This is a genomic window from Marinobacter arenosus, assembly GCF_019264345.1.
GTDB lineage: Bacteria > Pseudomonadota > Gammaproteobacteria > Pseudomonadales > Oleiphilaceae > Marinobacter > Marinobacter arenosus.
Genome location: NZ_JAHVAO010000003.1, coordinates 105,338 through 118,112, shown reverse-complemented (window position 1 = coordinate 118,112; position 12,775 = coordinate 105,338). Strand labels below are relative to the sequence as shown.

The following is a 12,775-nucleotide window of genomic DNA, read 5'->3' as shown; positions in this document are numbered from 1 at the left end:
TTACATCTTGGGCGTTCAGCGAGGTCGAGGCGTGATTTGTAACAACGTATCGTCGTTCGCAGTAACGTCCTTTAGCGTTAGGTCTATCGGTCCGCTGCCAGAGAGCCCTTCGAAACGCGAGGTCTTCAACGATGAACTTCAGCCGATCGGCTCCTACGCGACCATCAATCCCTATTACCGAATCGTTCAAGACATAGAGGCTGTAAAGAATCACGAGCGGGAAGACCCTGAGTTCAAAGACAAGGATTGGTGGTGGGATCACCAGCGAATTCGGTTTCTGAATGAAAAAATGGGCCTCAAAGTTCTGCTTCTTCTCTTACCTTTTTCTTGGATTCTTTTTCTTTGGTTGTCGGGACCGTTGGCGATCAGTTGGTTTTTGGGGAATCTCATGGAAACGAGCTCCATGCCGGAACCTTTGGTAATTCTCCTTCTTATCGTTGGTCTTGGGTTGTCGCTTGGATGGATAGTGTTAGCCATTTGGTTGGGGCCATTTGCGACGAACTGGCTGATGGGACCTGGGATGGGGTTTTTGATGAAACCATTCGAAAAGGCCATCAATCGCAAGCTCGACCAGTCTTTTGAAGACGGTTGCAGTGAATTCAATCGAACCACCGGGCAAGTTCGATTTGCTCTCGGGCGAAAGCGGTTCTTCGAGGCACCTTTTGTCGAGTTTGATGCCTATGTCGAGCGAGTGGTTCAAAGCGGAGGGATTTTCTACCGGCTGGCACTTGTCCACCGCTACACGCAAAAGACCTTTAATCAGACTTGGCTCAGCGGTATTGAAGCGACCAAGAATGAGGTTCTGGCCTGGTGGGACATGCTTCAGCGTTACATGGATACCTCTCAGCCTTTGCCCGATGTCCCACGCTTGGAGCCGTTTCGGCACCTGGATCCAGTGACACTCGAATATGACAGGGTGGAAGGTCGTGATCCCCGCTATTGGCGAGACCTCGATTTGACGGCGTGGGAGCAGGACGAAGGAGCAAGATTACTGCAGAAGCAACGGGAGTATCCCTGGGCACAACGCCAATGCCGACTAACCCCTCAACTGGGCAAAGTGTCGATGGCTGAGTACCGGGAGATGCGACCTTCGGCGGCGTGGCCGATCTAGCACTTCGGTTGATGGTTTGGTCTACGCTGGCCAGGATCTGGGGACGACAAATACCCTTCTACGTTCGATCCAGGTTCTGGTGCTTTGATGGTACCCGAGGTCGGAAAACAGGCGTGGAATACCGTCCTCGTTAATCTTCGCCAGGGATTCGGCGGTTTCTTCCGTCGCTGGGGCTTCAGTTTGGCGCCAGGGGCCGACCCAGTGGGGTTTGCGCAGTTGCACCCAGGTAGACGTATCGGTTTGCTCCAGCTCATCGGTGTAGGCCCACCAACCGCGAAGATGATTCGGTGGCGTCATGGAGGGCGGGGGCAGGCGTTGACTCAGAGGGTAGAATAGGTAACCCGGCATAAAAATTCTGGCCGTGAGTGGACCGGTGATGCCGTGCGTTGAGAGCAGTTCGAGGGTCTCGGGCTGATGGGTGCGTTGGCTTTGATGGTTGATCAATCGATCACTCTTGATATCCAGGCGATCCCGGGCGTTAGGCCCGTACCACAAAGCGCCGCCTTTGGAAGTCGGCACGCCGAGGTAGTACTTGATGGCAACTTCGTGGTGTTCGATACGGTCATCCAGCGTGTTGCGAACGACAAAATCCAGTTCCCCGAGGGTGTGCCCATTGGATTGAATCTGGGCATTCTTGAGAAGGATTTCCCAGCCCAGAAGATCCGACAGAAGCACCTCGTAGAGCCGTTCGAAATAAAAGCCAAGTCGTCGTTGAGGCGGCTCACCCAGTAAAGTGGGGGCGGTGCCCGGCTGCTGGTCCCATGCCCGGAGTTTTTCGAGGTAGTCGGCTGGAAGGTATCGCGCAGGCTCGAAGACGGACGGCGCGTCAATCAACTGAGGCGCCGAACACAACCACGCAAGATGACGCACGGTCGGGTGCTGGAACTTCAGCAGGGTATTGTTGGGGGTACGTACATCCATTGATCCAGAATACCGTAAACTGTCCGCAAGGTAAGGCGATTCGTCGCCCGTGACCCGTCGCATTCAATAAGGAAACGTTATGCAATACCTCCATACCATGATTCGAGTGAGCAATCTTGACGAGACGCTGCATTTCTTCTGTGACTTACTTGGCATGAAAGAAATCAGCCGAAAGAGCAGTGAGAAGGGGCGGTTTACACTGGTTTTCCTGGCCACGCCCGAGGACGAGGATCGGGCCCGGGCAGAGAAGGCGCCCATGATTGAGCTGACGTACAACTGGGATCCTGAAACCTACGATGGCGGGCGTAACTTTGGGCATCTGGCTTACCGTGTGGACGATATCTACGCGCTGTGCGAGCGTTTGCAGTCCAATGGGGTCACTATAAACAGGCCGCCCAGAGACGGGCATATGGCCTTCGTCGGGACGCCCGATAATATCTCGATCGAATTGCTGCAAAAAGGTGACCCGCTGCCCCCGAAGGAGCCTTGGGCCAGCATGGAGAATGTTGGTACGTGGTAAACGTGTGGGGCATTGGCTGGCTTAAACAAGTAGTCAGCCGGTAACTTTGACGGTTCCAGCATCAGGATGATGCGCTTTTAAACAGGGAGAGTGTAATGGACGATTGGCAGGGATGCCTCGCGCCTGAGTGTCAGGCGGCGTTGGTGCAAGCGAGGGACAGTATCAGTGAACGCGGCGGCACGGTTATTACGATCGAGGATTTCCTGCTCGCACTTCTGGACGCCTGTCCCGAGATTCCCCGGTTTCTCCGAAGCTGTGGGGTGGATCTTGATGAACTCGTCCGGACGATCCAGTGCGAGCAACCCATTGTCACCGAAGTCGGCGGCGAGGATCTGCTCTCGTCCCAGTTGATTGACTGGCTTGCGCGTTCCAGAGAAATCAGCAAGGCGCCCTGGCTGACCTGGAGCATTTTGTTGAGGGTGCTCGCCTCGGGTATGGATCGATTGGGCGACAAAGCCTATGTCGCGGTTCTGGAAATGGTCCCGCACTGGCCGGGCGTCGTTTCTGACGGCTTGCCCCAAGGTCTGGCAAGCCACACCCGTTCCCCGCTCGTAGTGACGGACCCTGACTGGATGGCGTTGGCAGAGGATGTCGCAGTTTCAATTGCCGCTTATTCAAACGCGCTGCTCTGGATCAGGGGCGAACGGGGTACGGGAAAATCCTGCTGGCTTCAGGTGATGCTGGCTGCGTTGGAAAGGAACTACCTGGAACTCGACTTACGTCGGGGAGCGGATGTGCTGGCAAGTGACCTGCCGGTTTTACCGAGTGGCGTGGCACCTGAGAACGAATCCTGGCCGGCATTGGTTCTGGACAATACGTCGCCATCGGATCTCGCGTTCCTCATGGACCAACCGACAAGTCTGGCGGCCGAACTGGTCCCCGGTTGGAAAGGTCCGATCGTGTTACTCGGACCTGATTCGGATGCGAATGGCGTCCACCGCATAGCCCAGCGACTTGGTCGCTCTCTGGACGTCCGTGATATGCCCGGCTCCAGTGAGAGGCAGCGTGAAGCCATTCTCACGGCCCACCAGGCGGCTATTGAAAAGCGATGGAACATTGAACTGCCGTTGTCGGTTATTCGCTTTGCCGCAACGCGTCGGAGTCAGTGTGCCAGCACTCCGGGCGGCATGTTGCAGTGGGTTGAGCGCGCAGCCGCCAGGCTGGATCTGTTTGCCCGACGAGGTCCATTGGAAGCCGTGTCGGTAGTGGGCCAGACCGACACTCTGCATCGTCAGAGCCTGGTGGCCGTTGCGCGGTCAGAGTCGCAGGAGGGCATGGCGGAGGCAGTGGCGGAGCTACAGGAGCAAAAGGCGGCCCTTGAGGTCTTATGGCACGAGCGCAACGCTGCTGGCCGGTTGAGGCAGCTTTCCGTTGCAGACCTGAGGGATGAACTTGAACGTTTGGTTGCAGCAGGCAGCGGGCCGGTTCACTATGTGCTGCATTGTGACTATCAGGATGGAGATTCAGCGGGTGCAGGATCTGGAAATTTATATTCGTGACCTTCCGGAAGGCGCGGTTTCCCGATGGCTGGAAAGTCAGGTGGATCAACTGGAGCTTGACGACAGTCAGGTGAATTCGGTGGTGAAGGGCGACGGCCTGTATGAGGGAGAGCGGTTGAAGATATCGCTCTACCCGGGCGCATTTGGAAAGCGCTTCACCTGTCTGGTACTGGAGGGCGACAATCTGCCGTGGAATTCCGATCTGGAATGCGCCCGAAGCGCCTGGAGGGCGATGGATACCGAGATTCGGTGTAGCCCTGGCGATTGGAAGGAAGGTGAGCCGGTGGAAGATGAGAAGTGGTGGCGGCTGGACCATCGAGGCGAACAGCAGGTCGTCTGGAACTAAAAAAGGCAGCCCGAGGGCTGCCTTTTTCATGAGGACTCAACAGGGTCAGTCGCTCAGGATAGAGACGTTGTCTGCCTGCAGACCCTTGTCAGCTTCCACAACGCTGAAGCGAACCAGTTGGCCCTGGCGAAGAACCCGACGACCACGGCCGCGGATGGCGCGGAAATGCACGAACACCTCGTCGCCGCTGTCGCGAACGATGAAACCAAAACCCTTCTTGACGTTAAACCACTTCACAGTGCCTTCTTCGTCACCTTCCGGGCTGTTTTCGTCGTAGTTGTCATCGTCATCCTGATAATCCGGGCTCTGCTGCGAGCGGGTGCCACGAGAGACGGGGCGTTTGTTGGTTTGCTGCTTGCCAGCAATGGCGATGGTCAGGAAGCCCGAAACGCCGAAGATAACCAGGGCGATGATGTAAGCTGCGATGCCACGATTGCTGCCAAGCGCTTCGACAAGCTCTCCGGCGGCGATCAGACGAAGGGGTTCCGGGGTAAAAGAGAGCAAAAGGGCCAGGATCAGTGGTGCGGGAATGGCGATCAGGATAGCAACAAGGATCGCTTTGGCTGGATTACGCATTGACTGAGATTTCTCCATTCTTGTAACGCTAACGATAAAAACCGGATATCGGGTAAAATCGCACACCCGGTCGATGAAAACCGCCAAACTTCCTGCTTTAGGGAGCGCTGGCGGGCAAAAGCGGCATGATACCAGATTACCCCAATCGCTGACCAAGGAGATGACGCGGCGAATTGTCGACCGTCGCAATCTTCAGGAATCCACACATGGGAGTTTCAGTAGCCACATGAGCCAGAAAGATCTGGAAGCACGACTCGATGAACTGGAAACGCGGCTGGCGTTTCAGGATGACATCATTAACACCCTGAGTGAGCAGGTGGCGAAACAGGAGTTGGAGCTTCGGGAGCTGTGGGAGGCGAAGCAGCTGCTGCACAAACAGCTGAAGGACGTGTCACCATCCAACATCAAGAGTGAGGAAGACGAAACCCCGCCTCCCCACTATTGATGTGGGCCGGGTCTTGTCGGGTTCAGGCCAGCAACTCGACGAGAATCTGTTCGTAGATCTCCGAGAGTGTGTCCAGATCCTCGGCCTTCACGCACTCATCCACTTTGTGGATGGTGGCATTGATGGGGCCAAGTTCCACGACCTGCGCACCGGTCGGCGCAATGAAACGCCCGTCCGACGTACCGCCAGAGGTTGAGAGCTCTGTTTCCCGTCCGGTGACGGTCCGGATGGCGTCCTGACTGGCGGAAACCAGCGCGCCCCGGTCGGTGAGGAAGGGGCGACCGCTCAGGTGCCATTGCAGGTCGTATTTCAGACCGTGCCGGTCCAGAATCGCAACAACCCGCTCCTCAAGACTTTCTGCGGTGTTTTCGGTGCAGTACCGGAAATTGAAGTGCACGAGGCACTCGCCGGGGATAATGTTGCTTCCCGTACCTGCTTCCACTTTGGTGATCTGGAACGTGGTGGGCGGGAAAAAGTCGTTACCTCTGTCCCAGAATTCCTTCGCCAGATCATCCAGGGCTGGTGCCACGGTGTGAACCGGGTTCTCAGCCAGGTGCGGGTAGGCCACATGCCCCTGGACACCATGGACCGTCAGATAACCGTGCAGAGAACCCCGCCGTCCGTTCTTGATGACATCCCCGACCTCGTGAGTACTGGACGGTTCGCCAATCAGGCACCAGTCGATCTTTTCGTTCCGGGCCTCCAGGGTTTCGACGACTTTGACGGTGCCGTCGTGTGCCGGGCCTTCCTCATCACTCGTGATCAGCAGGGCAATCGAGCCCCGGTGATCCGGATAGGCTTGAACAAAACGCTCGCAGGCGGTCACGAAGGCGGCAAGACTGCCTTTCATGTCAGCCGCACCACGACCATAGAGATAGCCGTCCTTGATCACCGGATCGAACGGGGGGTGCGCCCAGTTTTTCTCCGGCCCCGTCGGTACCACGTCGGTGTGGCCTGCGAAGGCCAGGACCGGACCTTCCGACCCTTTCCGGGCCCATAGGTTGTCGGTGTCACCGAAGCGCAGGTGTTCACCGCGAAAACCGAGCGGGCCCAGGCGCGACATCATCAGCTCCTGGCACCCGGCATCCTCCGGCGTTACGGATTGCCGGCGAATGAGGTCGACAGCGAGTTCAAGGGTTTTCGACTCAGTTGTTTGCATGCAGCTCTTCGTTCAGCTCAATGGCAGACTTGTTGGTTTTGCACTCCACCGCGCCGGTCTGGCTGTTGCGACGGAACAGCAGGTCCGGCTTATTGGCGAGATCACGGGCCTTGATGACCTCCACCAGCTCGTTGTTGTCATCGAGCAGGGCAACCTTGGTTCCGGCAGTGATGTACAGGCCTGCTTCAACCTTGCAGCGATCCCCCAGCGGGATGCCGATACCGGCGTTGGCGCCGATCAGGCAGTTCTCGCCCACGGCGATAATGATATTGCCGCCGCCGGACAGGGTGCCCATGGTGGAGCAACCGCCGCCCAGGTCAGACCCTTTGCCGACCATGACACCGGCCGAAATGCGACCCTCAATCATGCTGGTGCCTTCGGTACCGGCATTGAAGTTGATAAAGCCTTCGTGCATTACGGTGGTCCCTTCGCCGACATAGGCGCCGAGGCGGACCCGGGCCGTATCAGCAATCCGAACCCCTTTTGGAACGACGTAGTCCGTCATCTGCGGGAACTTGTCGACCGACTTCACTTCCAGGGTGCGACCTTCAATCCGGGCCTGAAGCTGCCGGGCGGAGAGTTCACCGAGGTCGATGGCGCCCTCACTGGTCCAGGCAAGGTTCGGCAGCAGACCGAAGATGCCGTCCAGCTTCAGATCATGGGGTCTGGCCAGTCGGTGGGAAATAAGGTGCAGCTTCAGATAGACCTCGGGTGTACTGGAGGCAGTGTCGTCGGTATCCAGAATGGTCACCACAACCGGACGGGTGCTGGTGGAGGCTTTCTCCGCCAGGATGGCCTGTTCTGTCTGACCGGCCTGACGCAGGGCCTTGGAAAGCTGGCTCAGCTGCTCCGCCGTTGCGCCGATAGCCTGGTTGCCACCCTTGTAGTCAAGCGCGTTCTGGACAACTTCCATCAGGGTGTTATCGGGTGTCATCACCGGCTGCTGGTAAAACACTTCCAGCCACTCGCCCTGGTTGTTCTGGGTGCCGATACCGATACCGAATGCGAAACTCATCAGGTGGTTGCTCCTTTCTATTCGTCAGACTTGAACGTTTGAAAACTGTTTGGCCCAGTCCTCGGCCTTGAAGCCAACCGAGACAGTACCGTCATGCTCGACCACCGGACGTTTAATGATCGATGGATTCGCCAGCATGATGTCGTGGGCGGATTGGGCGCCAATGGTATCACGAACGTCATCGGGAAGTTTTCGCCAGGTGGTGCCGCGGCGGTTCAGCAGGGTTTCCCAGCCGACCGTCTGTTCCCAGCGACTAAGCTGGCTCTCGTCCAGGCCGTCTTTCTTGAAGTCGTGGAATTCGTAGGCAATGCCCTGATCGTCCAGCCACTTGCGGGCCTTCTTGACGGTGTCGCAGTTTTTGATGCCGTAGATCTTCATGCTTTATTTGCCTTTACAAATTCAACGATGCGTTCAGCGGCTTCCACACACTCCTCAAGAGGCGCGACAAGGGCCATACGAACGCGGTATTCACCGGGGTTATGGCCATTAACGGTTCGGGAAAGGTAGCGGCCCGGCAGCACGTGAACGTTTTGCTGCGCCGACAGATCGCGGGCAAACGTTTCGTCATCCATCGGAGTGACTGGCCAGAGGTAGAAGCCGGCATCCGGGTAATCGACGTCCATGACTTCCCGGAGCAGTGGTACGACGGCGTCGAACTTGGCGCGGTAAGCGGCCCGGTTTTCTTTTACGTGATCCTCGTCCTGCCAGGCGGCAATACTGGCGAGCTGATTGTGAACCGGCATGGCGCAACCGTGATAGGTGCGATATTTCAGGTAGCCCCGGAGAACCGTCGCATCCCCAGCGACAAAGCCGGAGCGCAGTCCCGGCAAATTGCTGCGCTTGGACAGACTGTGGAAGACAATGCATCGCGCAAAATCGTCCCGCCCAATCGCGGCACAGGTCTGCAGCAGACCTTCCGGCGGGTTGGCCTCATCGGGGTAGAGTTCCGAGTAGCACTCGTCCGACGCGACGATGAAGTCGTGCCGGTCGGCCAATTCGATGACCTTGATCAGCGTCTCCCGCGGAATCACCGCGCCGCTTGGATTGCCGGGGGAGCACAGGAACAGGATTTGACAGTCCCGCCAGACTGAGTCGGGGACTGCGTCAAAGTCCGGGATGAATCCGTTGGAGCCGTCGCAGGGCAGGTAAACGGGTGTCGCCCCGGCGAGAAACGCGGCTCCTTCGTACACTTGATAAAACGGATTCGGGCTTACGACGGTCGCGGTTTCACTGCCGGCGACGACCGCCTGGACCAGGGAGAAAATGGCTTCCCGGGTGCCGTTGACCGGAACAACGTGATCGGCGGCGCTGAGGGAGCCTGGCGCAAGCCCGAAACGCCGGGTGGCCCAGTCACTGATGGCCTCTCGCAGCTCGTCCGTGCCCTTGGTGGTCGGGTAATTGGCGAGTCGGTCCAGGTTGTCGGCAATGACTTGCTTCACAAATGCCGGGGCAGGGTGCTTGGGCTCTCCGATACCCAGTGAAATCGGGCGCAGATGATCCGGTGTTTTGATGCCGGCTTTCAGTCTGGTCAGTTTTTCAAACGGGTAGGGGTGGAGGCGGTCCAGGTTTGGATTCATTGAATGTCGTCCAGCATTGTACAGAGGTCTAGCTGCAATTCGTGGCATACGGCCGGATCGCGCAGGGGCTCGCCCTGTTCGTCAGTCACGAAGAAAACGTCTTCGACCCGTTCGCCGAGGGTGGCGATCTTGGCATTGGTCAGCCGCACCCGGTGATCGAGCAGAACCTGACCGATTCTCGCAAGCAGACCCGGTCGGTCGGGCGTGATGACCTCCATGACGGTGCGTTGATTCACGGTGTCATTGGAGAAGGTGACTTCTGTCGGAAAAGCAAAATGCTTCAGTTGCCTTGGAGTCCGGCGGTGGATGATGTCCGGGTAATCATCGGGGTCATCCAGCTCTTCGATCAGACGCTTGCGCACGCGTTCCTTTCGGGCCGGGTCGATGCCGAGCGGCTGCCCCTTCTCATCGAGTACGACGTAGGAACTGATGGAATAGGGGCCTTCACTCGAACTGATCCGGGCGTCCACGATGTTGAGGTTCAGTTGTTCCAGTACCGCTGTGGTAGCGGCGAACAGGGCCACCCGGTCTTTCATGTAGATGATAATCTGGGAGTAGCCGTCAGTGGGGCCGCCCCGGGTGTCGCGAATCAGCACCAGCGGATCCGGGTTGTCTCCGTGGCGAATAATGGCCGCGGTTTGCCAGGCAATATCAACCGTGGAGTCCTGCAGGAAGTAATCCTCATCCACCGTGTCCCAGATGCGATCAATCTGTTCGTCGGTCATGTTCTGCGCATGAAGGATTTCCCGGGCTTCCGATTGCGTCGCGCTGACCCACTCGCTGCGGTTTACCGGCGTCTCGGTACCGCGCCGCAGGGCGCGTTTCGCCTCAATATAGAGCTGGCGCAGCAGAGACGCGCGCCAGGTGTTCCACAGTTTCGGGTTGGTTGCACTGATATCGCAGACCGTCAGTACATACAGGTAATCCAGGTGCGCCTGACTGGGCACAGCCTGGGCGAAATTGTGGATGATGTCCGGGTCCGAGATGTCCTTGCGCTGGGCTGTCATGGACATCAGCAGGTGGTTCTCCACCAGCCACGACACCAGTTGGGTGTCCCGTTCACTCAAGTGGTGTCGTTCGCAGAAGGCCTCGGCGTCAATCGCGCCCAGCTCTGAGTGATCGCCGCCACGGCCCTTGGCCACATCGTGGTAGAGGCCGGCAATGTACAGGGTTTCCAGTTTTGGCAGGCGGTGGATCAGTCGCGACGCCAGCGGGTATTCGGTGCGGGCCTCGGCGCTGTTGAGGCTGACCATGTTGCGGATTACCCGCATGGTGTGAGCGTCCACGGTATAGATGTGGAACAGATCGTGCTGCATCTGGCCGATGATCTGTCCAAACTCCGGCAGGTAACGACCCAGCACGTTGTACTTTTTCATTGAGGACAGTGTCTGATCGAGCGCATGCGGCGTGCGGAGCAGTTCCATGAACAGCGTGGTTACCGCCAGATCGGATCGGAAGGCATCGTCCACCAGGTGTCGGTGGGCCCGCAGGGAGCGGATGGTGGTCGCGCGAATGCCCTTGATGTCCGGGTGCTGGGCCATCAGCACGAAGATTTCCATAATGGCGTAGGGCGCGTAGGCAAAGACCTGGTTGTTGACCGCCTCAATATAACGGTTTCGGATCTGGAACCGTTTGTTCAGGGGCTGGATGTCGTCCTCAGTGCCCGATCCCAGAATGGCCTCATCGTAGTACTGGAGGATTACGTCGGTGAGCTCGGCCAGGGCCAGGACGGTTCGGTAGTACGACTGCATCATCAGCTCAACGCCAAGGCGTTTGCCTTCATCTTTGTAACCCAGCATCTGGGCCAGGGCACGCTGATGATCAAAGAGCAGGCGGTTTTCGTTGCGATCGGCCAGCAGTTGCAGGCCATAACGGAGTTGCCAGAGAAAGGTCTCGCCCTGGAAAAGGATCTGGTGTTCTTCTTCCGTCAGAATGCTGAACCGGGTCAGATCGGCGATGTTCTGCAGGCCGAAATGCCGCTTGGTGATCCAGCCGATGGTCTGAATGTCCCGCAAGGCACCGGGTGAGCCTTTGACGTTGGGTTCGAGGTTGTACTCGGTATCACCGTACTTGTTGTGCCGTTCTTTCTGCTCTTCGCGCTTGGCGATGAAGTAATCCCGGTCACTGCTGACGTTATCGGAATATACCTGCTCGCTGAGTTCTTCCCGGAGTTCGTCCGGGCCGGCGATGGTTCGGGTTTCCAGGACGTTGGTGAGTATGGTGATATCGTCCCGGGCCGCGGCCAGGCTCTCATCGATACTGCGAACGCTGTGCCCTATGTCCAGCTTCAGGTCCCAGAGCAAGGTGACGAAGGCACCCAGGTCCTCGTGCCAGTCTTCCTCGATGCCGGAGCGGGTAAGAATCAGCAGGTCGATGTCTGAGTGCGGGTGCAGCTCTCCGCGACCGTAACCTCCCACGGCAATCAGGGCGATATCGGGCGAACTGGCAAAGGGATAGCGGTTCCAGATAAGCCTCAGGACCGTGTCGACAGTGTCCGCCCGGGAATGCACCAGGGCGCGGACATCGGCGCCCTGACGAAAGGCCTCTGCGTCGGCGTTGTACCGCTCCCGCAAAAGCGCCCGTGCCGCCATTACCGGCGAGGTATCATGGCTGATCCGGGATTCCAGCTCGCCCAAGTCCACTTAGAAGGACTCTTCCGTTCGTTTGGTCAGAACCTCGTGGCCGTCCGCGGTGACGAGAATCGTGTGCTCCCACTGGGCCGACAGCTTGTGGTCTTTGGTCACGACGGTCCAGCCGTCCGGCAGCAGCTTGGTCTGGTACTTGCCCTGGTTGATCATGGGCTCGATGGTAAACGTCATGCCTTCCTGCAACTCCATGCCGGTACCGGGCTTGCCGTAATGCATGACCTGAGGTTCTTCATGGAATACCTTACCGATGCCGTGGCCGCAATAGTCGCGGACTACCGAATAACGATGCTTTTCAGCATGTTGCTGGATGACGTGGCCAATGTCCCCGAGACGGGTACCTGGCTTGACCAGTTCAATGCCTTTATATAGGCATTGTTGGGTGATGTCGATCAATCGTTCGGTGCCCGGCTTGGGCTTGCCCACAATCCACATCTTGCTGGTGTCACCGTGGTATTCATCCTTGATGACCGTCACGTCGATGTTCAGGATGTCGCCGTCCTTCAGGATCTTCTTTTCGGACGGGATGCCGTGGCAAATCACATGGTTGACGGAGGTGCAGACCGATTTCGGGAAACCCTTGTAGTTCAGGGGCGCAGGGATGGCCTTCTGCTCATTCACGATGTAGTCGTGGCAGATGCGGTCGATCTCCTCGGTGCTGATGCCGGGTTTGATATGTTCGCCAATCATCTCGAGCACTTCAGCGGCCAGGCGGCCGGCAACGCGCATTTTTTCGATTTCTTCCGGGGTCTTGATCGATACTTGCATCGGGCTTCCCATTGATTTGTATCAAACCGGCATTTTAAGGGGCCGAGTGGCTTGGTACAAGGAAGGGGCGGCGTAAAAATAATGGCGTTTGCGGAGCGATTTATGGTATAAACGCGCCCGCCGGAAACGAATCCGGCAAATTCGCACACGTGTCGGCACGTTGTCCCAGGGTGCCTCCCTTCAGCTTAGATGA

General features: G+C 57.8%; 13 protein-coding genes. 5 read left to right on the top strand and 8 right to left on the bottom strand.

Annotated features, from left to right (window positions below):
* Positions 1 to 31 precede the first annotated feature (31 nt).
* A complete protein-coding gene (locus KXD86_RS16570; RefSeq protein ID WP_218637273.1) occupies positions 32 to 1,111 on the top strand; it encodes a hypothetical protein in 1,080 nt (359 codons plus the stop codon).
* Between the two features lie 21 nt (positions 1,112 to 1,132).
* Here KXD86_RS16570 and KXD86_RS16565 read toward each other — a convergent pair whose 3' ends face one another.
* Positions 1,133 to 2,032 (bottom strand): DUF1853 family protein, encoded by a 900-nt coding sequence (locus KXD86_RS16565; protein ID WP_218637272.1) that lies wholly within the window; start codon positions 2,030 to 2,032, stop codon positions 1,133 to 1,135.
* Positions 2,033 to 2,111: 79 nt separating this feature from the next.
* On the opposite strand from KXD86_RS16565, the gene KXD86_RS16560 reads away from it, so the two are divergent.
* From KXD86_RS16560 to KXD86_RS16550, 3 genes are all read left to right on the top strand, one after another.
* Entirely contained in the window at positions 2,112 to 2,552 is a 441-nt protein-coding gene (locus tag KXD86_RS16560) for a VOC family protein (protein WP_218637271.1), read from the top strand.
* A 95-nt stretch (positions 2,553 to 2,647) separates the two neighbouring features.
* Complete coding sequence (locus KXD86_RS16555) at positions 2,648 to 4,051, top strand: hypothetical protein (RefSeq protein ID WP_218637270.1); 1,404 nt, start codon at positions 2,648 to 2,650, stop codon at positions 4,049 to 4,051.
* The gene (locus tag KXD86_RS16550) at positions 4,023 to 4,397 is read left to right on the top strand and encodes a hypothetical protein (protein WP_218637269.1); all 375 of its coding nucleotides are present in this window, start codon (positions 4,023 to 4,025) and stop codon (positions 4,395 to 4,397) included. Before KXD86_RS16555 ends, KXD86_RS16550 begins: the two co-directional genes overlap by 29 nt.
* A gap of 45 nt (positions 4,398 to 4,442) precedes the next feature.
* Here the strand turns inward: KXD86_RS16550 and KXD86_RS19030 are convergent, their stop codons facing one another.
* A complete protein-coding gene (locus tag KXD86_RS19030; RefSeq protein WP_312846318.1) occupies positions 4,443 to 4,973 on the bottom strand; it encodes a cold-shock protein in 531 nt (176 codons plus the stop codon).
* A gap of 226 nt (positions 4,974 to 5,199) precedes the next feature.
* Here KXD86_RS19030 and KXD86_RS16540 point away from each other — a divergent pair, with 226 nt between their 5' ends.
* Positions 5,200 to 5,418 carry a SlyX family protein gene (locus KXD86_RS16540; protein ID WP_218637268.1) on the top strand — a complete coding sequence of 73 codons (219 nt, stop codon included), beginning with the start codon at positions 5,200 to 5,202 and terminating at the stop codon, positions 5,416 to 5,418.
* A 22-nt stretch (positions 5,419 to 5,440) separates the two neighbouring features.
* Here KXD86_RS16540 and dapE read toward each other — a convergent pair whose 3' ends face one another.
* Genes dapE through map form a run of 6 tightly spaced genes read right to left on the bottom strand, consistent with a single transcriptional unit; the run spans position 5,441 to position 12,582 of the window.
* A complete protein-coding gene (gene dapE, locus KXD86_RS16535) occupies positions 5,441 to 6,577 on the bottom strand; it encodes a succinyl-diaminopimelate desuccinylase (RefSeq protein WP_218637267.1) in 1,137 nt (378 codons plus the stop codon).
* Positions 6,564 to 7,592: a 2,3,4,5-tetrahydropyridine-2,6-dicarboxylate N-succinyltransferase gene (gene dapD / locus KXD86_RS16530; RefSeq protein WP_218637266.1), complete on the bottom strand. Its 1,029-nt coding sequence runs from the start codon at positions 7,590 to 7,592 to the stop codon at positions 6,564 to 6,566. The genes dapE and dapD overlap by 14 nt, the downstream gene beginning before the upstream one ends.
* A 24-nt stretch (positions 7,593 to 7,616) precedes the next feature.
* The gene (locus KXD86_RS16525; protein ID WP_218637265.1) at positions 7,617 to 7,970 is read right to left on the bottom strand and encodes an ArsC family reductase; all 354 of its coding nucleotides are present in this window, start codon (positions 7,968 to 7,970) and stop codon (positions 7,617 to 7,619) included.
* Entirely contained in the window at positions 7,967 to 9,169 is a 1,203-nt protein-coding gene (dapC, locus tag KXD86_RS16520) for a succinyldiaminopimelate transaminase (RefSeq protein WP_218637264.1), read from the bottom strand. Before dapC ends, KXD86_RS16525 begins: the two co-directional genes overlap by 4 nt.
* Positions 9,166 to 11,811 carry a [protein-PII] uridylyltransferase gene (locus tag KXD86_RS16515; RefSeq protein ID WP_218637263.1) on the bottom strand — a complete coding sequence of 882 codons (2,646 nt, stop codon included), beginning with the start codon at positions 11,809 to 11,811 and terminating at the stop codon, positions 9,166 to 9,168. The genes dapC and KXD86_RS16515 overlap by 4 nt, the downstream gene beginning before the upstream one ends.
* A complete protein-coding gene (gene map / locus KXD86_RS16510) occupies positions 11,812 to 12,582 on the bottom strand; it encodes a type I methionyl aminopeptidase (protein ID WP_218637262.1) in 771 nt (256 codons plus the stop codon).
* Between the last annotated feature and the right edge of the window lie 193 nt (positions 12,583 to 12,775).

Excerpts from the sequence above, each read along its gene's own strand:
- dapC (WP_218637264.1), bottom strand. The coding sequence starts at position 9,169 with ATGAATCCAAACCTGGACCGCCTCCACCCCTACCCGTTTGAAAAACTG.
- KXD86_RS16560 (WP_218637271.1), top strand. The coding sequence starts at position 2,112 with ATGCAATACCTCCATACCATGATTCGAGTGAGCAATCTTGACGAGACG.
- KXD86_RS16565 (WP_218637272.1), bottom strand. The coding sequence starts at position 2,032 with ATGGATGTACGTACCCCCAACAATACCCTGCTGAAGTTCCAGCACCCG.
- KXD86_RS16555 (WP_218637270.1), top strand. The coding sequence starts at position 2,648 with ATGGACGATTGGCAGGGATGCCTCGCGCCTGAGTGTCAGGCGGCGTTG.
- map (WP_218637262.1), bottom strand. The coding sequence starts at position 12,582 with ATGCAAGTATCGATCAAGACCCCGGAAGAAATCGAAAAAATGCGCGTT.
- KXD86_RS16540 (WP_218637268.1), top strand. The coding sequence starts at position 5,200 with ATGAGCCAGAAAGATCTGGAAGCACGACTCGATGAACTGGAAACGCGG.
- dapE (WP_218637267.1), bottom strand. The coding sequence starts at position 6,577 with ATGCAAACAACTGAGTCGAAAACCCTTGAACTCGCTGTCGACCTCATT.
- KXD86_RS19030 (WP_312846318.1), bottom strand. The coding sequence starts at position 4,973 with ATGCGTAATCCAGCCAAAGCGATCCTTGTTGCTATCCTGATCGCCATT.
- KXD86_RS16525 (WP_218637265.1), bottom strand. The coding sequence starts at position 7,970 with ATGAAGATCTACGGCATCAAAAACTGCGACACCGTCAAGAAGGCCCGC.
- dapD (WP_218637266.1), bottom strand. The coding sequence starts at position 7,592 with ATGAGTTTCGCATTCGGTATCGGTATCGGCACCCAGAACAACCAGGGC.